Annotated in this window: 19 protein-coding genes and 1 tRNA gene; 7 read left to right on the top strand and 13 right to left on the bottom strand. The window is 73.5% G+C overall.

Going from position 1 to position 23,078, the window contains the following annotated elements:
* Window positions 1-7 precede the first annotated feature (7 nt).
* On the bottom strand, window positions 8-1,315 hold the full coding sequence (locus M8316_RS12540) for an NtaA/DmoA family FMN-dependent monooxygenase (protein WP_250055051.1): 1,308 nt from the start codon (window positions 1,313-1,315) through the stop codon (window positions 8-10).
* A gap of 398 nt (window positions 1,316-1,713) precedes the next feature.
* On the opposite strand from M8316_RS12540, the gene M8316_RS12535 reads away from it, so the two are divergent.
* The 4 genes from M8316_RS12535 (at window position 1,714) to M8316_RS12520 (ending at window position 8,660) form a co-directional block, all read left to right on the top strand.
* Window positions 1,714-4,572, top strand: a complete 2,859-nt coding sequence (locus M8316_RS12535; RefSeq protein ID WP_250055050.1) for a hypothetical protein — start codon at window positions 1,714-1,716, stop codon at window positions 4,570-4,572.
* 190 nt (window positions 4,573-4,762) lie between these two features.
* Window positions 4,763-6,916: an RNA degradosome polyphosphate kinase gene (locus tag M8316_RS12530; RefSeq protein WP_250055049.1), complete on the top strand. Its 2,154-nt coding sequence runs from the start codon at window positions 4,763-4,765 to the stop codon at window positions 6,914-6,916.
* Between the two features lie 129 nt (window positions 6,917-7,045).
* The gene (locus tag M8316_RS12525) at window positions 7,046-7,663 is read left to right on the top strand and encodes a DUF47 domain-containing protein (RefSeq protein WP_250055048.1); all 618 of its coding nucleotides are present in this window, start codon (window positions 7,046-7,048) and stop codon (window positions 7,661-7,663) included.
* A 1-nt stretch (window position 7,664) separates the two neighbouring features.
* Window positions 7,665-8,660 (top strand): inorganic phosphate transporter, encoded by a 996-nt coding sequence (locus tag M8316_RS12520; protein WP_250055047.1) that lies wholly within the window; start codon window positions 7,665-7,667, stop codon window positions 8,658-8,660.
* A 127-nt stretch (window positions 8,661-8,787) separates the two neighbouring features.
* Here the strand turns inward: M8316_RS12520 and M8316_RS12515 are convergent, their stop codons facing one another.
* The 6 genes from M8316_RS12515 to M8316_RS12490 all read right to left on the bottom strand — a co-directional run bounded on the left by M8316_RS12515 (window position 8,788) and on the right by M8316_RS12490 (window position 15,284).
* On the bottom strand, window positions 8,788-9,687 hold the full coding sequence (locus tag M8316_RS12515) for a hypothetical protein (protein ID WP_250055046.1): 900 nt from the start codon (window positions 9,685-9,687) through the stop codon (window positions 8,788-8,790).
* A gap of 373 nt (window positions 9,688-10,060) precedes the next feature.
* Window positions 10,061-10,840 carry a phosphate ABC transporter ATP-binding protein PstB gene (pstB, locus tag M8316_RS12510; RefSeq protein ID WP_250055044.1) on the bottom strand — a complete coding sequence of 260 codons (780 nt, stop codon included), beginning with the start codon at window positions 10,838-10,840 and terminating at the stop codon, window positions 10,061-10,063.
* Window positions 10,841-10,875: 35 nt separating this feature from the next.
* A complete protein-coding gene (pstA, locus tag M8316_RS12505) occupies window positions 10,876-11,949 on the bottom strand; it encodes a phosphate ABC transporter permease PstA (RefSeq protein ID WP_250055042.1) in 1,074 nt (357 codons plus the stop codon).
* A gap of 4 nt (window positions 11,950-11,953) precedes the next feature.
* A complete protein-coding gene (pstC, locus tag M8316_RS12500; RefSeq protein ID WP_250055040.1) occupies window positions 11,954-12,898 on the bottom strand; it encodes a phosphate ABC transporter permease subunit PstC in 945 nt (314 codons plus the stop codon).
* A 123-nt stretch (window positions 12,899-13,021) separates the two neighbouring features.
* Window positions 13,022-14,122 (bottom strand): phosphate ABC transporter substrate-binding protein PstS, encoded by a 1,101-nt coding sequence (gene pstS, locus M8316_RS12495; protein WP_250055038.1) that lies wholly within the window; start codon window positions 14,120-14,122, stop codon window positions 13,022-13,024.
* Between the two features lie 232 nt (window positions 14,123-14,354).
* Window positions 14,355-15,284 carry an NUDIX hydrolase gene (locus M8316_RS12490; protein ID WP_250055036.1) on the bottom strand — a complete coding sequence of 310 codons (930 nt, stop codon included), beginning with the start codon at window positions 15,282-15,284 and terminating at the stop codon, window positions 14,355-14,357.
* A gap of 48 nt (window positions 15,285-15,332) precedes the next feature.
* Between M8316_RS12490 and M8316_RS12485 the strand changes: the two genes are divergently transcribed.
* On the top strand, window positions 15,333-16,517 hold the full coding sequence (locus tag M8316_RS12485) for a hypothetical protein (RefSeq protein ID WP_250055034.1): 1,185 nt from the start codon (window positions 15,333-15,335) through the stop codon (window positions 16,515-16,517).
* A gap of 18 nt (window positions 16,518-16,535) precedes the next feature.
* Here the strand turns inward: M8316_RS12485 and M8316_RS12480 are convergent, their stop codons facing one another.
* The 5 genes from M8316_RS12480 to M8316_RS12460 all read right to left on the bottom strand — a co-directional run bounded on the left by M8316_RS12480 (window position 16,536) and on the right by M8316_RS12460 (window position 20,114).
* Window positions 16,536-18,782 (bottom strand): heavy metal translocating P-type ATPase, encoded by a 2,247-nt coding sequence (locus tag M8316_RS12480; protein WP_250055032.1) that lies wholly within the window; start codon window positions 18,780-18,782, stop codon window positions 16,536-16,538.
* Window positions 18,782-18,985: a heavy-metal-associated domain-containing protein gene (locus M8316_RS12475; RefSeq protein WP_250055030.1), complete on the bottom strand. Its 204-nt coding sequence runs from the start codon at window positions 18,983-18,985 to the stop codon at window positions 18,782-18,784. The genes M8316_RS12480 and M8316_RS12475 overlap by 1 nt, the downstream gene beginning before the upstream one ends.
* Window positions 18,986-19,034: 49 nt before the next feature.
* Entirely contained in the window at window positions 19,035-19,382 is a 348-nt protein-coding gene (locus M8316_RS12470) for a metal-sensitive transcriptional regulator (protein ID WP_372490226.1), read from the bottom strand.
* 186 nt (window positions 19,383-19,568) lie between these two features.
* Window positions 19,569-19,748 (bottom strand): hypothetical protein, encoded by a 180-nt coding sequence (locus M8316_RS12465; protein WP_250055127.1) that lies wholly within the window; start codon window positions 19,746-19,748, stop codon window positions 19,569-19,571.
* Between the two features lie 162 nt (window positions 19,749-19,910).
* Window positions 19,911-20,114: a cold-shock protein gene (locus M8316_RS12460; protein ID WP_250055028.1), complete on the bottom strand. Its 204-nt coding sequence runs from the start codon at window positions 20,112-20,114 to the stop codon at window positions 19,911-19,913.
* Window positions 20,115-20,531: 417 nt separating this feature from the next.
* Between M8316_RS12460 and M8316_RS12455 the strand changes: the two genes are divergently transcribed.
* Window positions 20,532-21,437: a LysR family transcriptional regulator gene (locus tag M8316_RS12455; protein ID WP_250055026.1), complete on the top strand. Its 906-nt coding sequence runs from the start codon at window positions 20,532-20,534 to the stop codon at window positions 21,435-21,437.
* Between the two features lie 12 nt (window positions 21,438-21,449).
* Here M8316_RS12455 and M8316_RS12450 read toward each other — a convergent pair whose 3' ends face one another.
* Window positions 21,450-22,439 (bottom strand): TIGR03557 family F420-dependent LLM class oxidoreductase, encoded by a 990-nt coding sequence (locus tag M8316_RS12450; RefSeq protein WP_250055025.1) that lies wholly within the window; start codon window positions 22,437-22,439, stop codon window positions 21,450-21,452.
* Window positions 22,440-22,908: 469 nt separating this feature from the next.
* Here M8316_RS12450 and M8316_RS12445 point away from each other — a divergent pair.
* Window positions 22,909-22,981: transfer RNA gene (locus M8316_RS12445), tRNA-Lys, on the top strand.
* The last annotated feature ends 97 nt before the right edge of the window (window positions 22,982-23,078 follow it).

The raw sequence follows: 23,078 nt of genomic DNA, 5'->3' as shown, positions 1-23,078 counted from the left end.
GCACCCATCAGTACGACAGGAGGTTGTCGCGGAAGGTGGTGTGCTCGTAGCTGGTGCGGGTCAGGCCGCGGCGCTGGAGCTCGGGCACGAGGCCGTCGGTGACCTCGCTGATGTACTGCCGGGTCATCGGGCCGGAGATGAGGAAGCCGTCGCCGCCGACGAACTCCATCGTCTCCTGCATCTGGTCGGCGACCGTCTCGACCGAGCCGATGAGGTCGACGGCGTTGATGTTCCAGCCGGCCGCGGCCTCGCGCAGGGTCTTGGCGCCGTTCTCGCCCAGGCGCAGGAACTCGGCCAGGGTCGTGCGGTGGCCGTTGGTCTCGACGTCCTGGGTCAGGGGGGCGTCGAGGTCGAACTGGGAGAAGTCGACCTCGGTGAGCGCGGAGAGGTGGGCCAGGGCGCGCTCGACGTTCTTGTCGGTCTGCGCGAGGGCTGCCGCGCGGCGCTCCTGCGCCTCGGCGTCGGTCTCGCCGAGCACCGGGTTGACGATGTAGAGCAGCTTGACGTCGTCGGGGTTGCGGCCGGCGTGCTCGGCGCGGGCGCGGATGTCGTCGCGGTAGGCCTTCATCCGCTCCTTCCCGCGGGACTGGGTGATGATCGTGTCCGCGTGCTCGGCCGCGAACTGGCGTCCCCGCGGGCTGCCGCCGGCCTGGCAGATGACCGGGCGTCTCTGCGGCGAGGGCAGCGTGTTCAGCGGGCCGCGCACCGAGTAGAACTGGCCCTTGTGGTCGATGGTCGACACCTTCGTGTGGTCGACGTAGTGGCCGGTCTCGCGGTTCATCACCAGCGCGTCGGGCTCCCACGAGGACCACAGCTTGTCGACGACCTCGACGAACTCGTCCGCACGGTCGTAGCGGGCGTCGTGCTCGTAGAGGTGGTCGAGGCCGTAGTTCTGGGCCGCGCGGTCCTCCGAGGACGTGACGATGTTCCAGCCGATGCGGCCGCGGGAGAGGTGGTCGAGCGTCGACATGGCCCGGGCCAGCTGGTACGGCGGGTAGAAGCTCGTCGAGGCGGTGCACACGATGCCGAGGTTCGTCGTCACCGAGGCCAGCAGCGGGGCCAGCGCCAGCGGGTCGTGCTTGGGCGCGTAGAGGTGGTGCTTGAGGTCGGCGCGCGAGGTGCCCTCGTAGGCGTCGGAGACCATCGAGGAGTCCTCGAGCATCATGTAGTCGAAGCCGGCCCGGTCGAGCGCCTTCGCGAAGTCCATGTAGAAGCGGCCGTCGGCCCACGTGCTGCCGATGTCGCCGCTGAAGGCCCCCTCCCAGATCGGCGGGGCGAAGTTGGTGAACCAACCGAGGTGGAACTTCTCCGTCACGGTGCGTGCCTCTCTGCATCGGGGTGGGCCTCGTTCGGCCCGCTGCGAGTGACGAGGACGCTAGGAACGCGGTGTTTCGCGCCGGTGCCGCCCGTCGACGGCTTGGGTTGCGCCGGAACGGGCCGCCTGCCGGCGTCCGTTGCCGCCACCCCGGCACCCCCTGCGCACCGCTCCCCCGCCTGTTGCGCCGTCTCGTGGCGGGCGGGTCGCGGGCGGGATGGGGCCGGGTCGGAGGCGGGCGGGGCCGGGGTACCCACCACATTCGTGGTTCTGAGGCCCCGGAACCACGAATGTGGTGGGTCGTATCCCCTCGGGCCTCCGCCCACCCCCGCCCACCCCCGACGAGGGTGGCGGGGGAAGCGGGGTCGCAGGGCCGGTCGCGATAGCCTGAGGCCGCCATGAACAGCCCCTCGCAGCCGCCCCTCGACCCTGCTCCGGGTGACTCCGCCCGCCGTTGGCGCCGCCGTCGTGGCGAGTCCCCCGCGGACGCCCCGACGCTGGAGGAGCTGGAGGCGCGGATCGCGTCCCAGACCGCCGCCGCCGAGCGCGCCACCGGGCTGCGGGTCAGCGCCGAGCAGGCCGCCAGCGAGCAGGCCGCCGAGCGGCTGGTGGCCGAGGAGTCGGCCGCCGAGTCCGCCCGCGCCCGGGCCGCCGCCGACGAGGCCGCCGCCGAGCACGCCCGCGCCGCCGAGCAGGCGCAGCAGGCCCGCGAGGCCGCCGAGCAGGCCCTGGCCGAGAGCGTCCGCGCCCGGGAGGCCGTCGAGGCCTCCGTCGGCGAGCTGACCCAGCGTCGCGAGGAGGCCGAGCGCCGCGCCGCCGAGGCGTCCGAGGCGCTGGCCACCGCGCAGCAGGCCCGGGCCGAGGCCGAGCAGGCCGCCGCGTCCGCCGCCGACGCCCAGCGCGAGGCCGAGCAGCGCGCCACCGACGCCGCCCACGCCGCCACCGAGGCCCACGCCGCCCGCGAGGCCGCCGAGCAGGCCGCCCACGCCCGCGCGGACGAGGCGGAGCAGGCCCACGCCGGCCGACTCGCCGCCGAGGAGATCGCCGCCGCGCACGCGGGCGCCGCCACCCAGGCGCACTCCGACCGCGAGAACGCCGAGCACACCGCCCGGGCCGCCGAGGACCGCGCCGCCGCTGCCGCGCAGGCCCGCGAGGCCGCCGAGACCACCGCCGCCGAGGCCACCGCCGCCAAGGAGGCCGCCGAGCAGGCCGCCGCCGAGGCGATCGAGGCGCGCGCGCAGGCCGAGTCGGCCGCCGCCGTCCAGGCCGGGGCCGCCACCGAGGCCCACGCCGCCCGCGAGGCCGCCGAGCAGGCCGCCCTCGCCCGCGCGGACGAGGCGGAGCAGTCGCACGCCGGCCGACTCGCCGCCGAGGCCGCCGCCACCGCGGCCGTCGCCGCCGCCGAGGCCGCCCAGGCCCAGCGCGCCGAGGCCGAGCACGCCGCGGAGACGGCCCACGCCGCCCGCCAGGCCGCCGACGAGCGCGCGCTCGAGCAGGCCGAGGCGGCCGCCGCCGCGCACGCCGCCCACGAGACCGCGCAGGCCGCGGCGGCGGACTCCGCCCGCCGCCGCACCGAGGCCGACGACGCCGCCCGCGCCGCCGCCGAGACCGCCACCGCCGCGCTGGCCGCCCGCGAGGTCGCCGAGACCGCCGCGCAGGTCGCGGCCGAGGCCGCCGAGACCGCCCAGCAGCAGCGGCACGCCGCCGAGCAGGCCGCGGCCGCCCAGGGCGAGTCCGCCCGCGTGGCCGCGCTCGACCTGACGCAGGCCCGCGAGGCCGCGAGCACCGAGGCCGAGCGCGCCCGGCTCGCCCACGAGGGCCGCGAGGCAGCCGAGGCCGGCGCCGCCGAGCAGGCGCGGCTGGCGAGCGAGGCGCACGACGCCCGCAGCGCCGCTGAGGAGGCCGCCCGCGTCGCCGCCACCGTGCGCGAGACCGCCGAGCAGGCCACCACCGCCGCCACCGAGGCCGCCCGCGCAGCGCAGGAGCAGCGCCGCGCCGCCGAGGAGGCCGCCGAGGCCGCAGCGCGGGCCGCCGAGGCCGCGCAGGCCGAGCGGCGCACCGCGGAGGAGTCCGCCCGCGAGCAGGCCGTGGCCGCCGCGGCGGCCGCCGCCGCGCTCTCCACCGCCCACCGCGCCGCCGAGGACGAGGCCGACGCCGCCCGGATGGCCCACGAGGGACGCGCGGCCGCCGAGGCCGAGGCCGCCGCGCAGGCGCGCCTGGCCGGCGAGGCGCACGACGCCCGCACCGCCGCGGAGACCGCCGCCGCGGAGGCCGCCCGGCTGCGCGGCGAGGCCGAGCAGGCCGCCCGCGCCGCGGCCGAGGCCGCCGCCGGCGCTCAGGCCGAGCGCGAGTCCGCCGAGCAGCGCACCGTCGAGGCGCTCGAGGACATCGCGTCCGCCGAGCAGCGGCACGCCGACGAGCTGGCCGCGGCCGTGGCCGCCCGGGTCGCCGCCGAGAACGCCGCGGCCGAGTCCGCCCGCCTGCGTGGCGAGGCCGAGGACGCGCTCGCCGCCCGCGAGCTCGACCGCCAGGCCGTCGAGTCCTCCGTCCGGCACGCCCACGAGCTCGTCGAGGGCGCCTACCAGGACCGGCTCGCCGCCGAGCGCCGCCTGGAGGAGCTCAGCGCCCAGCTGGCCGAGGTCACCGCCCGCCTGCGCGCCGCCGAGGCCGGGCTCGGGCCGCGCGGCCTGGAGCGCCCCGCCGGTGCCGCGGGCTCGCAGGACGCCGGCAGCGTCGGTGCGCACGCCTCGTCCGCCGTGCCGGCTTCTGCCCCTGCCTCCACCTTTGCCTCCGCCGACCCCGGCGAGGCCTCCGTGGCCGTCTCCGGCCAGCGCAGCAACGTGCTCGGCTCCCTGCTGCTCGTGCTCGCGGCCGTGGCGGCCGGCGTGGCCGTGTACTCGGCGTTCCTGGCCGACTGGTCCCAGCCGCCGGCCGAGGCCGTCTCGGGCGACCCGCTGCTGGCCGGCTCCGCCGCGCTCGCGCTCGTGCTGCTCGTGGTCGCGCTCGTGGTGCGACGCCCGGCCGCCGCCGTCCGCATCGACAGCCTGGGCGTGGTGACCGTGCAGCACCGCGACGACGTGGGCCGCTTCGACGCCTACGACAGCGCCACCCGCGTCGAGATGGTCGGCGAACCCGGCACCCGGCAGTGGCGGGTCGACCTCTCCGGCCCGGGCCTGGAGCCGATGAGCGTGGACCGCTCCATGGTCGACGCCGAGGAGTTCACCCGCGAGCTGCGGCGCTGGCGCCCGTCCCTCTGACCCTCTCCCCCTCCCCTCTCCCGCTCCCCTCTCCCTCAAGCCCTCTCCCGAGGGCCCTCCGCCGAGTCGGCAGCACCTTCACCCGCCCGCCGTGAACGCCCGGTGAACGCTGGACGACGGGTCCTCCGACTCCGTCCGCCACCCCCGACGGCGGCTGCCCGACGTCGGTGCGAGGTGGAAGGATGGGCCCATGTCCGCCGAGATCGTGGAGAACGCCGACGCCGCCCCGAACGAGCCGTTCGACGTCGAGCCCCCGTACGTGCCCGACGACGAGGCGGTGAGCGAGATCGGTGAGTTCGACGACCGGTTCCTCGACCGCGAGCTGTCGTGGCTGCGGTTCAACCAGCGGGTGCTCGAGCTGGCCGAGGACGACTCGCTGCCGCTGCTGGAGCGCTGCCGGTTCCTGGCGATCTTCACCTCGAACCTGGACGAGTTCTTCATGGTCCGCGTGGCCGGCCTGAAGCGGCGCATCGCCGCGGGCGTGGCGGTGCGTGCCGCGTCCGGCCTGATGCCCCGCGAGGTGCTGGAGCAGATCTGGTCCACCGCGCACGAGCTGACGCTGCGGCAGTCGAAGGTCTTCACCGAGGAGGTCCTGCCCGGCATGGCCGAGCAGGGCATCGAGCTGCTGCGCTGGGACGCGCTGGACCGCGACGAGCAGAAGTACTGCAAGCGGATGTTCAAGGAGCGGATCTTCCCCGTCCTCACGCCGCTGGCCGTCGATCCGGCGCACCCCTTCCCCTACATCTCGGGGCTCTCGCTCAACCTCGCGGTGCTCATCCGCAACCCGAAGACGGGCAAGGAACACTTCGCGCGGGTCAAGGTGCCGCCGATCTTCAGCCGCTTCGTGCCGCTGGGCAACCAGCGGTTCGTGCCGCTGGAGGACGTGATCGGCGAGCACCTCAACCGGCTCTTCCCCGGCATGGAGATCCTCAAGGTCCACACGTTCCGCGTCACCCGCAACGAGGACCTCGAGGTCGAGGAGGACGACGCCGAGAACCTGCTCGCCGCGCTCGAGAAAGAGCTGCTGCGCCGCCGCTTCGGCCCGCCGGTGCGCCTCGAGGTCGAGGAGTCCATCGACGACGACGTGCTCGAGCTGCTCGTCTCCGAGCTCGACATCTCCGAGCCGGAGGTCTTCCGGCTGCCCGGCCCGCTCGACCTGCGCGGCCTGCACGGGCTGGCCGACCTGCCGCGCGAGGAGCTGAAGTACCCGGCGTTCGTGCCCACCACGCACCCGCGGCTGGCGGAGGTCGAGTCGGCCGCGCCGGTGGACGTGTTCAAGTCGCTGCGCCGCCACGACGTGCTGCTGCACCACCCCTACGACTCGTTCTCCACCTCGGTGCAGCGGTTCCTGGAGCAGGCGGCCGCCGACCCGCACGTGCTGGCGATCAAGCAGACGCTGTACCGCACCTCGGGCGACTCCCCGATCATCGACGCCCTCATCGACGCCGCCGAGGCCGGCAAGCAGGTGCTGGTGATCGTCGAGATCAAGGCCCGCTTCGACGAGCAGGCCAACATCCGCTGGGCCCGCAAGCTCGAGCACGCCGGCTGCCACGTCGTCTACGGCCTCGTCGGCCTGAAGACGCACTGCAAGCTGTCGCTGGTGGTCCGCTCGGAGGGCGACGGCATCCGCCGCTACGCCCACGTCGGCACCGGCAACTACAACCCGAAGACCTCCCGGATGTACGAGGACCTCGGCCTGCTCACCACCAACGAGCAGATCACCGAGGACGTCGGGCACCTGTTCAACAACCTCTCCGGCTGGTCGCGCAACGCCTCCTACGACGACCTGCTCGTCGCACCCGACTCGGTGCGCTCGGGCCTGGTCGAGGCCATCCACACCGAGATCGGCCACCACCGGGCCGGGCGCCCGGCCCGCATCCGGCTCAAGGCCAACTCGGTGGTCGACGAGGCGATCATCGACGCGCTCTACCTGGCCTCGCGCGAGGGCGTGCCGGTCGAGCTGCTGGTGCGCGGCATCTGCTCGCTGCGTCCCGGCGTGCCCGGGCTGAGCGAGAACATCACCGTGCGCTCGGTGCTCGGGCGGTTCCTCGAGCACAGCCGCGTCTTCTGGTTCGAGAACGGCGGGGAGCCGCAGTGCTGGATCGGCTCGGCCGACATGATGCACCGCAACCTCGACCGTCGCGTCGAGGTGCTCGTCCGGCTGCCCGACGCGCACTCGCTGGCCGAGGTGGCCGCGGTGCTCGACCTCGCCTTTGACGCCGACACCGACGCCTGGGTCCTCGGCGCCGACGGCGAGTGGACCCGCAGCCAGGGCGAGGTGCACCTCCAGGAGACGCTGATCGAGCGGCAGCGGCGCCGGCGCGGGTCGGCCAAGAACGCCTGAGACGGCCGTCACGTCCCGCGGTGGTGGGGCGGACGCCGGCGGCCCGCTGGTTGGCTGCCCGGCCGTCGTCCGCCCTACCCTTCGGGGTGAGCGCGCACCCCCGGCGTGCCTGTGGACGAGGAGTGGCTCGTGGGTCTGCGGTTCCGCCCGGTCGAGGGCGCCTTCTACACGATGCTCACCGACTCCGCCCGACACCTGGTCGGCGGCGCCGGCCTGCTCGCCGAGATGGTCACCGCCGGTGCCGACCGTGAGGACGTGGCGGCGCGGATGCGCGAGGCCGAGCACGCCGCCGACGAGCGCACCCACGAGCTCATCCGCAAGGTGAACTCGACGTTCGTGACGCCCTTCGACCGCGAGGACATCTACCGTCTCGCCGCGGCGCTGGACGACGTCATGGACGGCATCGACGACGCCGTGGACCGGATGCTGCTCTACGGCGTGGTGGACCTGCCGACCGGGCTCACCGACCAGGTCGACGTGATCGGCCGGTGCGCCGAGGTGACCGCCGCGGCCATGCCGTCGCTGCGCGGGCTGCGCGACCTCGACGAGTACTGGATCGAGATCAACCGGCTCGAGAACACCGGCGACCGCAACCACCGCCGGCTGCTGGCCCACCTCTTCTCCGGCGAGTACGCGCCGCTGGAGGTGCTGAAGCTGAAGGACGTCGTGGAGTCGTTGGAGGACACGATCGACGCGTTCGAGCGGGTCGCCAACATCGTCGAGCAGATCGTCGTCAAGGAGTCCTGAGGTGGACCTGGCGATCATCGTCGCCGTGGTCGTGATCGCGCTGGTGTTCGACTACACCAACGGGTTCCACGACGCAGCCAACGCGGTGGCGACCTCGGTCTCCACCCGGGCGCTGACCCCGCGGGTCGCGCTGGCGCTGGCCGCCGTCATGAACTTCGTGGGCGCGCTGCTCGGGCAGGCCGTCGCCGTGACGATCTCCGAGGTCGTGACCCCCAGCGGCAGCGCCTCGCACGGGCTGACCGTCGTGATGGCCGCCCTGCTCGCCGCCATCGCGTGGAACATCGGGACGTGGTGGCGCGGTCTGCCTTCCTCGTCCTCGCACGCGCTGATCGGCGGTCTGCTCGGCGCCGCGCTGGTCAGCGGCTCGCTGGTGCACTGGGGCGTGGTGCTCGGCCGGGTCGTGGTGCCGCTGGTGCTCTCCCCACTGGTCGGCTTCGCGCTGGCCATGTTGGTGATGGTGGCGCTGATGTGGGTCTTCCGACGCTCGGCGCCCCAGCGCACCTACCGCGGCTTCCGGATGGCGCAGACCCTCTCGGCGGCCGCCATGGCGCTGGGTCACGGGCTGCAGGACGCGCAGAAGACGATGGGCGTCATCGTGCTCGCGCTGATCGTCGGCGGGTACGCGCAGCCCGGCGACCTGCCGCTGTGGGTGGTGCTGGCCGCCGCGACGGCGATCTCGCTCGGCACCTGGGCCGGCGGCTGGCGGATCATGCGCACCCTCGGCCGCCGGATCATCGACCTCGACCCGCCCCGCGGGTTCGCCGCCGAGTCGGTGGCCGCCTCGGTCATGTACGTCGCGGCGGCCCTGCACGCCCCGGTCTCCACCACCCACACGATCACCTCCGCTGTGGTCGGTGCCGGGGCGACCCGGCGGCTCACCGCCGTCCGCTGGGGCGTCGCGCGCTCCATCGCGATCGGGTGGGCCCTCACTCTCCCCGGCTCCGCCCTCCTCGCCGCCCTCGCGTACGGGGTGCTGAGCCTCGTCGGCCTGCCCTGAGGCTCGGGCAGTCCCTGACGACCGGGCGGGCGGACGGGTCGGGGTACGACCCACCACATTCGTGGTTCTGCCCGCCCGAAACCACGAATGTGGTGGGTCGTACCCAGGCCACCGCCTCCGACCGACCTCACGCAGCAGGCTGCTGACGCCCGAGCAAGCGCCTTCGCTGGGCGGGTTCGAGGCTGCGGCGCAGGGCGACGGTGGTGGTGGGCTGCCACCAGGTGGGCGCGCGGAGCGTCCACGCCCGGTCAGCGGCGGGACGCAGCGCCGCCCGCCCATAGGCGCCGCGCAGCCGGTCGGCCACGTCACGGTCGGACTCACCCGCCACGAAGGTCACCACCTCCAGCCCCAGGTCCTGGAACCTGTCGAGTCGACTGAGGTCACCCCGCCGACGCTCCCGGTTCCAGTGGTCGTCCCCGTCGTACTCACCGAGCACCCCGGCTCGGGCGTCGAGGAGATCCGGCGTACCGACGTGCCGGCCCTGGAGATCGAAGACAGGCTGGTTGCACAGCAGCGCACGTTCACCCGACCACTGGAGCCAGCGCAGACGGAGGCGACTCTCGGCCGGGGACCAGGAGTTCTCGGCCATGAGGGCCAGGGCCCGCCTCGCCTGCTCCACACCGGTCCAGGCCCGATGAGCGGCCACTGCGAGGGCGAGCTCGTCTCGGCTGACCAGGTCGGACGTGGCGGCCATGTCCGCTGCCTCCACGGCGCCGGCCAGGTTCGGGGCGTGCCGCATCTCGTACACCGTGCTTCGCAGCGCGTCCGTCACCCTCAGTCCCAGCACCTCGACCAGCTGGTGGGCTCCCACGCGCTCCTCGCTGACCACGACCCCACACCGGGGGCGGACGGTCGACCCGGCGGTCGCCAGCGGGACCGGTCGCAGCTCGCCGCCGACGTCCACGCCCGTGAACCAGGTGGCGCCCAGCCACCGCAGCGCTGCCCAGCCCGTGATGCCCGAGGGCGCCGACGGCAGCCGGTAGGAGGCATCTGCGATGCGTTGCAGGACGGAGGGGGCCGGTTCCACCGGTCGGAAGCACCCGCGTCCCACCGACACCCAGCGCGGCCCTCGGGCCTCGTTGGGCGTCGGCCCTCCCCGGCCGGTGAGGTCGGACCGGTACGCACGCTCCACCCCGGGCACACCTGGGTGCCACGACACGGGCGGCGGGACGGGGCGGGGCACCCGCCCAGGTTGCGCCCTGCGCCGCTCCTGCGCATCCGGTCATCCACAGGCCGGGGGCCAGGGGCAGGGGCAGGGGGATACGACCCACCACATTCGTGGTTCCTACCCTCGAGAACCACGAATGTGGTGGGTCGTATCCCAGTCCCCCCGCATGCACACCGACCCCCACCACCGCGGACGGGTGGAGGGGGCCGGGGAGGCGAGGAGGGGCGGCGGCTCAGCCGAAACGGCCGGAGATGTAGGACTCGGTCGACTCGTTGTCCGGGTTGGTGAACATCTTCTTGGTGGGGTTGAACTCCACCAGCTGGCCGGGCTCACCCGTGGCGCGCAGGTTGAAGAAGCCGGTGTCGTCGGAGACGCGGGCGGCCTGCTGCATGTTGTGGGTGACGATGACGATCGTGTAGTCGGACTTCAGGTCGTGGATGAGGTCCTCGATCGCGGCGGTGGAGATCGGGTCCAGGGCCGAGCAGGGCTCGTCCATGAGCAGGACCTCGGGCTCGACGGCGATCGCACGCGCGATGCAGAGGCGCTGCTGCTGACCACCGGAGAGACCCATGCCGGGCTTGCCGAGACGGTCCTTCACCTCGGTCCACAGGTTGGCGCCGCGCAGCGACTTCTCGACGAGGTCGTCGGCCTCGGACTTCTTCAGCTTCTTGGCGTTGAGCCGCTTGCCGGCGAGGACGTTCTCGTAGATCGACATCGTCGGGAACGGGTTGGGCCGCTGGAAGACCATGCCGATCTGGCGGCGCACGGCCACCGGGTCCACGTCCGAGGCGTAGAGGTCCTGGCCGTCGACCATGACCTTGCCCTCGGCGCGGGCGCCGGGGATGACCTCGTGCATGCGGTTCAGGGACCGCAGGAAGGTCGACTTGCCGCAGCCGGACGGCCCGATCAGGGCGGTCACGGCGCGGGCCTTGATGGAGATGTTGACGCCCTCCACGGCGAGGAAGTCGCCGTAGTAGATGTTCAGGTCCGAGACGTCGATGCTCTTGGCCATGAGTTCAGTGTCCTTGATTCGTGGAGGAGTCGGGGTCAGCGGCCGGTCTTGGGGGCGAAGACGCCACCGATGACCCGGGCGACGACGTTCAGGGCCATGACGATCACGACCAGCACCAGGGCGGCGCCCCAGGCGTACGCGGTCATCTCCTCGGCGTAGATGCCGGGCTCCTTGATCGCGTAGTAGATGAACACCGGCAGGGTGGTCATGCGCCCGTCGAACGGGTTGAAGTTCACGTAGTTGGTCAGGCCCGCGGTCAGCAGCAGCGGCGCGGTCTCGCCGGCCACGCGGGCGACGGCGAGGGTGACACCGGTGACGATGCCGGCCACCGCGGTGGGCATGACGACCTTGGTGATCGTGCGCCACTTGGGCACGCCCAGGGCGTACGACGCCTCGCGCAGGTCGGCCGGGACGAGCTTCAGCATCTCCTCGGTCGAGCGGACGACGACGGGGATCATCAGCACCGAGAGGGCGATCGACCCGGCGAAGCCCATCTTGACCCCGGGGCCGAAGAACGCGACGAACAGCGCGTACGCGAACAGGCCGGCCACGATCGAGGGGATGCCGGTCATGACGTCCACGAGGAACGTGATGATCCGCGAGAACGTGTTGTTCTTGCCGTACTCGACCAGGTAGACGGCGGTGAGCACACCGATCGGCACCGAGATGAGCGTCGCCAGGGCGGTGATGATGAGCGTGCCCATCAGCGCGTGGTAGATGCCACCGCCGGAGCCGAGCACGCCGGCCATCGAGTTCTGGAAGAACTGCGGCGACAGGATGCCGACACCCTTGCTGACGACCTGCCAGGTCAGCGAGACCAGCGGGATCATCGCCAGGCCGAACGTCGACCACACGAGCACGGTGACGAGCCGGTCGGTGCCCTTGCGGCCGCCCTCGACGGCGCGCGACCACAGCGGCAGCGCGAGCACGACGACGAACCAGGCGACCACGACGGTGGCGACCACGCCGCCGCCGAGCATGACGCCGCCGACGATCGCGCCGACGACGAGGCCGACGACCACGGTGGCCCACGGCGCCCAGCCGGGCAGCGTGGCGTGGGAGAGCGGGGCGAGGTGGGTCTCGGCCGGCTTGGTGTCCAGGTCGGTCATGGGCTCAGCCCTTCTTCACGGCCCGGGCGGCGACCCAGCGACCCAGGAAGTTGACGGCGAAGGTGATCACGAACAGCACGAGGCCGGTGAAGATCAGCGCGTCGACCTTGGAGCCGGACGCGTTGCCGAAGTTCAGCGCGATGTTCGCCGCGATGGTCGAGGACGAGGAGCCCGACTCGGCGGTCAGCAGGTTGAAGCTCACCACGATGCTCGGCGAGAGCACGAGGGCGACCGCCATGGTCTCGCCCAGCGCGCGGCCCAGGCCGAGCAGGATCGCGGAGACCATGCCGGAGGAGGCGTAGGGGAAGACGGCGAGCCGGATCATCTCCCAGCGGGTGGCGCCCAGGGCCAGCGCGGCCTCCTGGTGCATCACCGGCGTCTGGGCGAAGATCTCGCGGCAGATCGCGGTGATGATCGGCAGCGCCATGACGCCGAGCACCAGGCCCGCCGTCATCATCGTGCGGCCCGACGTCGGCACGGGGCCGGCGAAGAGCGGGATGAACCCGAGGTAGTCGTTGAGCCAGTTGTAGACCGGCACCATGTTGCGGGCGACGAACTCGATGCCCCACATGCCGAAGATGACCGACGGGATCGCGGCCAGCAGGTCGATCAGCCAGCCCAGGCCCTTGGCGAACCGCCGCGGCGCGTAGTGGCTGATGATGAGCGCCACGCCGATCGCCAGCGGCGTCGCCACGATCATCGCGATCACCGACGCGAGCAGCGTGCCGAACAGCAGCGGGCCGGTGTAGACCCAGATGTTGTCGTAGCCGTAGGACCGGGCGCCGGCGCCGTCCAGCGCCGGGAGGCCCTGCGCGAGGAGGAACGCGGCGACGCCGGCCAGGGCCAGGACGATCACCACGGCGGAGGCGGTCGCCAAGCCGCGGAAGATGGTGTCACCGGCCCTGCTGGTGCTGCCGATCGGCTGCAGGTCGGTCTCGGGGTCTGTCACGGACACCGGGTGGTTCTCCTGGTCTCGCGGAGGGTTCGGGGTGGAGCGGGAGCCGTCGTGCCGAAGGGCCCGGACAGGATGCTCACCTGTCCGGGCCCCTCGATCAACCTGACGAGATCGTGATCAGGAACCGATCTGGTCGATGATCGCCTGCGCGGACTCCTGGAGGCTGTCCGAGAGCGGCGCCGAGCCGGCCTCGGAGGCGGCCTGCTCCTGGCCCTCGTCGGAGACCACGTAGCTCATGAACGCCTTGACCATGTCGGCGGTGTTCGCGTCGTCGTAGGACGTGCAGCCGAGGAGGTAGGACGTCAGCACGATCGGGTAGGTGCCCGACTCCTGGGTCTCGTGGTCGAGGTCGAAGACCAGCTGGGTGTCGGTGGCGACGTCCGCCTCCGGGGAGACCTCGAGGATCTTCGCGGCGGCCTCGGCGGAGGGGGCCACGAACTCGTCGCCGACACCGATGTTGGCGGTGCCCAGGTCGCCGGCCTGGGAGGCGTCGGCGTACCCGATGGAGTAGTCGGCGCCGGAGACGGTCTGGATGACGCCGGAGGTACCCTGCGCGCCCTCGCCGCCGTACTCGGTCGGCCAGACCTCGATGGCGCCCGCGTCCCACACGTCCGGGGAGACGGCGGTGAGGTAGTCGGTGAAGTTCTCGGTGGTGCCCGACTCGTCGGAGCGGTGCACGGCGTTGATCCGCTCGGACGGCAGGTCGGCGTCCGGGTTGTCGGCGGCGATGGCCTCGTCGTCCCACTGGGTGATCTGGCCGGCCATGATGCCCGCGAGGGTGTCGGGCGAGAGGTTCAGCTCGTCCACGCCGGGGACGTTGAAGACGATCGCGATCGGCGAGACGTAGGAGGGCACCTCGATGGCGGTGCCGCCGCACTGCTCGTTGGCGGCGGAGAGCTCGCCCTCGTCGTCGGTGAGGTAGGCGTCCGAGCCGGCGAAGGGGTACGCGCCGGCAATGAAGGACTCGCGGCCACCGCCCGAGCCGACCGGGTCGTAGTTGACCGTCACGTCGGGGTAGGTCGCGTTGAAGCCCACGGCCCAGGCGCCCATGGCGGCCTGCTGGGTCGAGGCGCCGCCGCCGCTGAGGTCGCCGGAGAGGCTGGTGTCCGCGTCGGCGGACGCGCCGCCGGTCTCCTCGTTGCTGGCACCGCAGGCGGTGAGGGCGAGAGCGAGGGCGGCCACACCGGGAACGATGGCGCGACGGAGAGTGGTCTTCACTTCAGGTGCTCCTGAGAAGTCAGTGGGGTTGCTGCGTTGCGACGGCGACGCTAGGGACCGGAAGTGACGCGTCACGGGGCGCTGGGTGAACGAGCAGTGAACCGACGTGGGCGATCCGGCGACCTCGGTGCAAAGGTGTGCGGGCCGGCAGGTGAACACGCCCGGGTCGGCCTTGACGCTCGCGCCCACCGGGTCTAGGTGACCCGGCTCACAGGCGCGGGGAACGGCCTGCTCAGCCGTGCAGCCGGTGCAGCTCGACGTCGCGCACGTCGTCGCCGCGCAGGTGCGCGACGAGCATCTCGCCGGGATCGAGGCGGACCGACTCCAGACCCATCCCCTCCAGCACCCACGGCAGGACGGGGCGGTGCGAGCAGATCAGGGTGGGCCGCCGTCGACCGGAGGCCTCCGAGGCGGCGTTGGCGGCGAGGTCGCGCACGCCCTGGGCGGTGCCGCCCTCCTCGCTCAGCTCCCCCGTGCGGGCCACCGCGAGGCCGAGGCCCTGGGCGTAGGGCGCGACGGTCTGCAGGCAGCGCGTCGACGTCGAGGACAGCACCCGCTCGATGCCGTAGGCGGCCAGCAGCGGGGCCAGGCCGCGGGCCTGCATCAGTCCGACGTCGGAGAGGGGGCGCACGCGGTCGTCGCGGCGCCACTCGCTGCGGGCGGTGGCCACGCCGTGGCGCAGGACGACGACGGGCGTGGTGCGCTTGCGCGACGGGATCGCCGTGACCAGCAGCCGACGGTCGCGCTCGTAGGTGAGCAGGCCGACCGCCTCGCGGCGCGGCACCCACCGCACCCGGTCGATCTCGTTGCCGCGGTGGTAGCCGGCCACGCCGGCGTCGCTGTCGTCCCCGGCGACCCGGGCGTGCCAGTAGTGGACCCGCTTGCGCCCTGCCGCCACCGGGTAGGTCTGGTCGGCGAGCCGGGCGCCGAGGTGGACGGTCAGCCCGGTCTCCTCCTCGACCTCCCGGACGGCGGTCGCCACGGGGTGCTCGCCTGGGTCGACCTTGCCCTTGGGGAACGACCAGTCGTCGTACTTGGGCCGGTGCACCAGCAGCACGTCGCCGCCCTTGCGGAGGACCACGCACCCGGCGGCGGTCGTCTCGGCGGTCGACGCCTGCGTCGCGGCCACCTCGGCACCGGAGAGCGGCGGGCTGAGCTCCATGCCCCGTAGTCTCACACCCCGACGACCACCCGCAAGGAGGCACCCTCGGTGAGCCAGCGACCCGATCCGGGCACGACCAGCACGAGCCCGGACGACGGCAGCGCCACCGAGCCTCAGCGCCGCCGCGGCCTGCGGTCGCTGCCGCCACCGGTGCTGGCGCTGCTGGTGCTCGCGGTGCTGGTCCTCGTGCTGGTCGGGCTCACCCGCTTCGCCCCGCAGGCCACCTCGCTCCAGCAGGCGGTGGCCGCGACGCCCGCGGACACCCAGCGCTGGTCGTTCACCGACTGGGAGGCCGTCCGCGAGCGCCTGGGCGTGGTCGGCACCGACCCCGCCGACCTGGAGGCCCTGCTCGACGACGGCTACGACGCCGACCTCACCTCCCGCTCCGGCCTGGTCGAGGCCGCGACCCTGCTGGACGAGGTCTACGGCTGGTCGCCGCTCACCGCGGACTGGGAGGTGCTCGCGCAGGGCACGCAAGGCGCCGTCGAGGTGCTGCGAGTGCCCGCGGGCCCGGACGAGGACCTCTACCCCGGCTTCGCCGACGCGCTCTCCGCGGCGGGGTACACCGCCCCCTCCGACCCGACCTCGGGCGTGTGGGCCGGCGGCGACGACGTGGTGGCCGCACTGGAGTCGAGCACCGGGCTGCAGGGTGCCCCGCAGCTGGCGCACGTGGCGCTGCTGGCCGACGACGACCTCGTGCTGCTCAGCGACAACCGGGCCTACCTCGAGGACGCCGTGGCGGGCATCGGCGAGGGCACCGACGACGCCGGCGTCACCGACGCCCTGGACGCGGTGGACGCGGCGGGCACACCGCTCTCGGTCGCGCTGCTGACCGGCTCCCAGGCGTGCACGGAGCTCTCGATGGCCGAGGCCGACCCGTCCGACGAGGAGGTCGGCGCCTCGCTCATCGCGCAGGCCGGCGACCTGGACCCGCTGGCCGGCTGGGCCATGGCCGCCCTCGACGGCGACGGGGCGGGCGACCCCGAGGCCGGCGCGGACGTGCTGGTCGCCATGGCCTTCGAGAACGAGGACCAGGCCACCGACAACGCCACCACCCGCGCCACCCTGGCCTCGGGTGAGGCCCCCGGCCAGGGCGGCACGTTCCCCGAGCGGTTCTCGGTGGAGGAGACCGCGGTGGACGGCGACGTCGCCACGCTGCGCCTGGCCCCCGCCGACGGCCCGTTCCTCTCCGACCTCTCCGAGGGCCCGCTGCTCTTCGCCGCCTGCCGCTGACGCCGAGTCGACGCTGGGTCAGCGGAAGCGACGCAGCCGCAGGCTGTTGGCCACGACGCACACGCTCGAGGCGGCCATGGCCGCGCCGGCGATCATCGGGTTGAGCAGCCCCAGGGCGGCCAGCGGGAGCGCGGCCACGTTGTAGCCGAACGCCCAGAACAGGTTCGCCCGGATGGTGCCGAGGGTGCGCCGCGAGAGCCGCACCGCGTCCGCGACGACGGCCAGGTCGCCCCGCACCAGCACCAGGTCGCCGGCCTGCTTGGCCGCGTCCGTGCCCGTGCCCATGGCGATGCCGAGGTCGGCGGTGGCCAGGGCTGCGGCGTCGTTGACGCCGTCCCCGACCATGGCGACGCCGGTGCCGTCGGACTGGAGCCGGCGGACCGCGTCCACCTTCTCCTCGGGCACCACGCCGGCGACCACCTCGTCGATGCCGACCTGCGCGGCCACCCCGCGGGCGGCGGCCTCGTGGTCACCGGTGAGCAGGACGGGCCGCAGCCCGAGCCGCCGCAGGTCGGCGACCGCGTCCACCGCACCGTCGCGGACGGTGTCCGCGACCTCGAGCAGGCCGCGGGCCTCCCCGTCCCAGCCGACCAGGACCGCGGTGCGGCCCTGCTCCCGGGAGGCGTCGAGCGCGGTGTGCAGCACCGGCGAGATCGTGAGCCCCTCGCGCTCGAGCAGCTCCGGGCGGCCGACGACGGCGCGCAGGGCGGTGCCGTCGGGCGAGACCACCGTGCCGACGACGCCGTGACCGGGCCGGTCGGCGAAGTCCTCCACGCGGGCGCCGTCGACCGGCCGGTCCTCGGCGATCGCGCGGGCGACCGGGTGGTCGGAGGCCGACTCCAGCGCACCGGCGACCCGGTGCACCTCCACGGCCTCGGCGGAGGCGGCGACCACGCCCACCAGGCTCATGCGACCGGTGGTCAGGGTGCCGGTCTTGTCGAGGGCGACGACCGACACGGCGCGGGCGGCCTCGAGGGCCTCGGGCCCCCGGACGAGGATGCCCAGCTGTGCGCCGCGTCCGGTGCCCGCCACGAGGGCGGTGGGCGTGGCGAGGCCGAGCGCGCACGGGCACGCCACGACGAGCACGGCGACGGCCGCGGTGATGGCGCTGCCGAGGTCACCGGTCAGCGCCACCCAGCCCACCAGGGTGGCCAGGGCGATCACCAGGACGACGGGGACGAAGACCCCGGAGATCCGGTCCGCGAGCCGCTGCGCGGCCGCCTTGCCGGTCTGGGCCTCCTCGACCATGCGCGCGAGCTGGGCCAGCCGGGTCTGCTCCCCCACCGCGGTGGCGCGGACGACGAGCCGCCCGCCCACGTTGAGGGTGCCGCCGACGACCTCGTCGCCGGGGCCGGCGTCCACCGGCACGGACTCGCCGGTGATCACCGAGGCGTCGATGGCCGACGCCCCCGACAACACGACGCCGTCGGTGGGCAGCTGCTGCCCGGGGCGCACGAGCACGACGTCGTCCACGGCCAGCTCGGCCACGGGCACGGTGCGCTCGACGCCGTCCTCCCCGTGCTCCTGGCTCCAGCCCGGCAGGAGGGTCGCCTCGCGGGCGCCCGCCTCCAGCAGGGAGCGGAGCGCGGCGCCGGCCGAGCGACGCGCGCGGCGCTCGAGCCAGCGGCCGGCGAGCAGGAACGTGGTGATGACCGCGGCGGTCTCGAGGTAGAGGTGACCGCTGTCGGGGCCACTGACCAGCACGGCCACCGACCAGACGGTCGAGGCGGTCACGCCCAGCGACACCAGGGTGTCCATGGTCGTGGCGCCGTGCCGGGCCCCGAGCACGGCGGCCCGGTGGAACGGCCAGGCGCCCCAGGTGACGACGGGCGCGGCCAGCACGAGGGCCACCCACGTCCAGCCGGGGAACTGCAGCGGCATCACCATCGACAGCACGACCAGCGGCACGGTGAGCACCGCGCTGACGACCAGGCGCCGCGCGTACCCGGCGAGCACGGGGTCGCCGTCCTCCGGCTCGGCGTCGGGCTCGGGCACGCTGGCGCCGTAGCCCGCCGCGGAGACGGTGTCGAGCAGCCGCTGGAGGTCGTAGCCGACCGGGGCCGTGACGTGCGCGGTCTCGGTGGCGTAGTTGACGCTGGCGGTGACGCCCTCGAGCTTCGTCAGCTTGCGCTCGATGCGGTTCGCGCACGACGCGCAGGTCATGCCGGTGATGGCGAGGTCGACGTCCTGGCCGGGTGCCTCCTCACCGGCACCCGGGGCGCCCGGGGACGAGGCCTGGGCAGGGGTCGGCGTCGTGGCGCTCATCAGGCGAGCTGGTAGCCGGCCTCGTCCACGGCGGCGCTGACGGCGGCGCGGTCGAGGGGCTGCTCGGAGGTGACGACCAGGCTGCCGTCGTCCAGCGTGACGGCGACGTCGGTGACACCGGGGATCTCGGAGACCTCCTCGGTGACCGAGGAGACGCAGTGCTGGCAGGTCATGCCGGTGACGGTGAAGGTGCTGGTGGTCATGGGTGGTGCCTCCTGCTGGTGTGGTGCTGGTGTGGTCACGGGCCGGGGGTCACGAGCGGACGAGACGCGCGATGGCGTCGACCGCCTCGGCGACCTTCTCCCGGCCGGCCTGCTCGTCGGTGCGGGCAGCACCGATGACGCAGTGGTTGATGTGCTCCTCGAGGAGCTTCACCGAGACCGAGTGCAGGGCCTTCGTCATGGCGGAGACCTGCGTGAGGATGTCGATGCAGTACTTGTCCTCCTCGACCATCCGCTGGAGCCCTCGCGCCTGGCCCTCGATCCGGCGCAGCCGCTTGAGGTAGTCGTCCTTGGACTTCAGGTACCCGTGCTGGTGGTCCGGGTCGAGCTCGGGATCGAGCACAGGATCGAGCACCGCGTCGATCGCGGGGTCGCTCACGTCCACCTGCGGCGGGGTCTCGTTCTCGGTCATGCCCATAGGGTACCCCCCTACCCTATCCACGCAAGGGCGCGGGCCCCACGACCATCAGCAGCTCCGGACGCGCGCGAGCCCCGGCCGGTGGCCGGGGCTCGTCGTCCGCGCTGGTCTCGGTGGGCCGCGCACGGCTCGTGCAGGCGGTGGGCGTCAGTCCCCGCTCAGCCCGAGCAGCTCGTCGATCACGTCCTGGGGCAGGTGCTCCTCCGACTCGGAGGCAGCAATGATGAGCGAGGTGGTCAGCTCCACCTCGCCGAGCAGGTCTGCGTCCTCGAGGGACACGTCGAACTGGTCCTGCACCCGTGCCTCACTAGCTCCGCTGGTCTCCATCACGCACCAGCCTGCCCCACGACGGCGGCGAGGAAACGTGTTCCCAGCACCCGACTAGTCCGGGGACCGAGGCACTGCCGGCGGGCACCAGGAAAAAGGGACGAGGCCCCGACCCCGCAGGGCCAGGACCTCGTCCTCGTCCGACCCAGGGCCGGACGGAAGTCACACGGGGCGGACGTTCTCCGCCTGCGGGCCCTTGGGGCCCTGGGTGACGTCGAACTCGACCTTCTGGTTCTCGTCCAGGCTCTTGTAGCCCTGGACCTGGATGGCCGAGTAGTGCACGAAGACGTCGTCGCCGCCGTTCTCCTGCGCGATGAAGCCGAAACCCTTCTCGGCGTTGAACCACTTCACGGTGCCCTGAGCCATGTTCGCTCACTTACTCCTGTTGTCGGGGCGTGGAACCGCCACTGCGACGGCCCCGCAACCGATGCGGTGACACGCCGCTCCGACTTGCTCGTCCGGCAGGACTCCGTGCAAGCAGAAACGCCGTTGGATCACAAACTCCGCGGGCGTCGACCTGCTGGAACTTGCACCTGTTGCTGTTTCCGACACTACCGCTCCGAGGTGGGTCGAGGGTGCCGAGATCTCAGTGATCGTGAGTCGCGCAAGTGAAAGGTGTGCAACGGCGTTGTGACATCGGACGCCGCAGGACCCGAGGGCTGCCCGACACGTGTCCATCCATCTGCCTCCGAGAGAAGTCACCGGCTATTGATGTTGCAAGCAGATCATCAACGCTGAAGACTCCGCCCCGAATCCCGCACCCCCGACCGGACGGAGACCGACGTGGAGCTCAGGCAGCTGCGGTACTTCCTCGCCGTCGCCGACCACCTCAGCTTCACCCGCGCCGCCCGGGAGCTGGGCGTGGCGCAGTCCGCCCTGTCCACCCAGGTGGCCCGCCTCGAGCGCGAGGTCGGGGCCGCCCTGCTGCTGCGCACCTCCCGCTCGGTGCGGCTGACGCAGGCCGGCGAGACCCTGCGCCTGCGCGCCCGCAGCATCCTGGGACAGGTGGCGGACGCCCGCGAGGAGCTCGCGGAGATGGGCGGGGGACGACGCGGCGTGCTGCGTCTCGGCCTCACCCAGACCGCCACCCGCACCACGGACGTGCTCGGGATGCTGGGCCGCTTCCACGCAGCCCACCCCGACGTCGAGATCCGCACGGTGGCCGACCCGAGCCCCGTCATGGCCGCCGCCGTGGCCGCCGGCGACCTCGACGCCGCGGTCGTCGGCGGCGGCCCGGGCACGCTGCCCGCCGGGCTGGAGGCACGCGTGCTCCTGGACGAGGAGCAGGTGGCCGTGCTGCCGGCAGCCCACGTGCTGGCCGACGAGGACGCCGTGCCGCTCGCCGCCCTGCTGGCCGCCGGGCCGCTGGTGCGCTTCCACGACTCCTCCCGGGCGCGGGTCGAGGTGGACGCGGCGCTGGCCGCGCACGGCCTGGTACCGGGCCGCGTGCTGGAGATGGCACTGCTCGAGGACGTCGTGCGCTGCGTGGCGCACGGGCTGGGCGTGGCGATCGCCCCGCGCTCGACGGTGCGCGACCTCGGCGACGCGGCCGGGCCGGGCGCGGTCACCACCCGCCCGCTGGCCGACGCGGACCCCCGGCACCGGGTCAGCCTCGTGGTGCACGCCGAGACCGTCACCCCGGTGACGCAGGCGTTCCTCGCCTCGGCGTTCGGGGCAGCGGCGCCCTGACCCCGCCCGGCCTCAGCCCTGCAGCCGCTCCCGCACCCGCGCCAGCAGGGGCTCGGCGGCCTCGTCGAGGAAGCGCTGCTGCGCCTCGTCCCCGATCTGGACGAGGGCGACGTCGGTGAACCCGGCGTCGGCGAAGGCGGTGATGGACGCCGCCAGCCTGTCGAGGTCCGGGCCGCAGGCGATGTTGGCGGCGACGTCGTCGGGGCTGATCAGCTGCGTGGCGCCGGCGAAGCCCTGGGTGGTGGGGAGGTCGGCGTTGACGCTCCAGCCGCCGGCGAACCAGCGGAACTGCTCGTGGGCGCGCTCGATCGCGACCTTCTCGTCGGGGTCCCACGAGATCGGCACCTGGCCGATGGCGCGGGCGCCGGAGCCGATCGCGGAGACACCGTCGACGTCGTTCCAGGCCCGCACGAGGTCCGCGTCCGGCTCCGTGGCGATGAGGTCGTCGGCGAGCGGCGCGAACCGTCCGACCGCCTTCGGGCCGCCTGCCGCGACGCCGATGCGCAGGGGCTCCTCCGGGAGGTCCCAGACCCGCGCCGCGTCCACGGCGAAGTGGTCGCCGCGGTAGGTGAGCAGCTCGCCGTCGGTGAGGCGGCGGATGATGTGGATCGCCTCCTCCAGCATCTCCTGCCGCGTCTCCACCGCCGGCCAGCCCTCACCGATGACGTGCTCGTTGAGGTTCTCCCCCGAGCCGAGGCCCAGGGTGAAGCGACCCTGCGACAGCAGGCTCATGGTCGCGGCCTTCTGCGCGACGACGGCGGGGTGGTACCGCATCGTCGGGCAGGTCACGTAGGTCATCAGCTCGACCCTCTCGGTCACCTGCGCGACCGCACCGAGGACGGACCAGGCGTAGGGCGCGTGGCCCTGCTCGGTCAGCCATGGGCTGTGGTGGTCGCTGGAGACCTCGAAGTCGAAGCCGGCACGCTCGGCGTCGCGGGCGTAGCCGACGAGCTGCCGGGGGCCGGACTGCTCGGTCATGAGGGTGTAGCCGATGCGGGTCACGAGGGTCCTCTCGCTGGGGACGGGTCGGTGGCTGGACGCCCTCGACGCTAGGTCGGGCACGCGCCGGGTCGTCCCACCCCGACGGCCTCGCCCGGACGGGCTCACCCGGAGGTGCGGCCGTCCGGCGCCGGTCACGGACACCCCGGACGCCCTCGCCCGAACGGGCGATGTCCGGGGATGTCCGAGGGTGCGGCAGGGGGTATCCGTCAGCAGTGGCGTCTTGACATGGTTCCGGCGACGCCCGACCCGACCACCTGACTCACGGAGAGCCATGCCCCCCTCGACCAGCAGCGCCGGCACCGCCCGTCTCCACCTCGTGACCCTGGTGGTGGTGGGGGTCGTGCTCGCCGCGCTCCTGGTGCTCTGGCTGCTCTTCGCCTGACCCCGCGCGGGCGGCCCGGCGGCGCAGGCGGATGCGGGCGCGCGGGCGCCCGCTGGTTACCCTGACGCCGTCGGCCTGGCCGACCCCGGGCCCTTAGCTCAGTTGGTAGAGCATCGGACTTTTAATCCGCTGGTCGTCGGTTCGAGACCGACAGGGCCTACTCGGTGGACGCAGGTCCACCCGTCCCGGACGCGGCGGGCCCGGCGCCCCGCGTCCCCGGGCCGTCCGGCCCCGGTCTTCACCGTTCCTGCACCGTC

It is taken from the genome of Nocardioides bruguierae, from assembly GCF_023554635.1.
Classification (GTDB): Bacteria; Actinomycetota; Actinomycetes; order Propionibacteriales; family Nocardioidaceae; genus Nocardioides; species Nocardioides bruguierae.
This window is presented reverse-complemented; position numbering and strand designations above follow the sequence as displayed.

Bases quoted from the DNA above. Each gene is read 5' to 3' on its own strand.
- M8316_RS12535 (WP_250055050.1), top strand. From the start codon at position 1,714: ATGAACAGCCCCTCGCAGCCGCCCCTCGACCCTGCTCCGGGTGACTCC.
- M8316_RS12530 (WP_250055049.1), top strand. From the start codon at position 4,763: ATGTCCGCCGAGATCGTGGAGAACGCCGACGCCGCCCCGAACGAGCCG.
- pstB (WP_250055044.1), bottom strand. From the start codon at position 10,840: ATGGCCAAGAGCATCGACGTCTCGGACCTGAACATCTACTACGGCGAC.
- pstA (WP_250055042.1), bottom strand. From the start codon at position 11,949: ATGACCGACCTGGACACCAAGCCGGCCGAGACCCACCTCGCCCCGCTC.
- M8316_RS12490 (WP_250055036.1), bottom strand. From the start codon at position 15,284: ATGGAGCTCAGCCCGCCGCTCTCCGGTGCCGAGGTGGCCGCGACGCAG.
- M8316_RS12480 (WP_250055032.1), bottom strand. From the start codon at position 18,782: ATGAGCGCCACGACGCCGACCCCTGCCCAGGCCTCGTCCCCGGGCGCC.
- M8316_RS12475 (WP_250055030.1), bottom strand. From the start codon at position 18,985: ATGACCACCAGCACCTTCACCGTCACCGGCATGACCTGCCAGCACTGC.
- M8316_RS12465 (WP_250055127.1), bottom strand. From the start codon at position 19,748: ATGGAGACCAGCGGAGCTAGTGAGGCACGGGTGCAGGACCAGTTCGAC.
- M8316_RS12460 (WP_250055028.1), bottom strand. From the start codon at position 20,114: ATGGCTCAGGGCACCGTGAAGTGGTTCAACGCCGAGAAGGGTTTCGGC.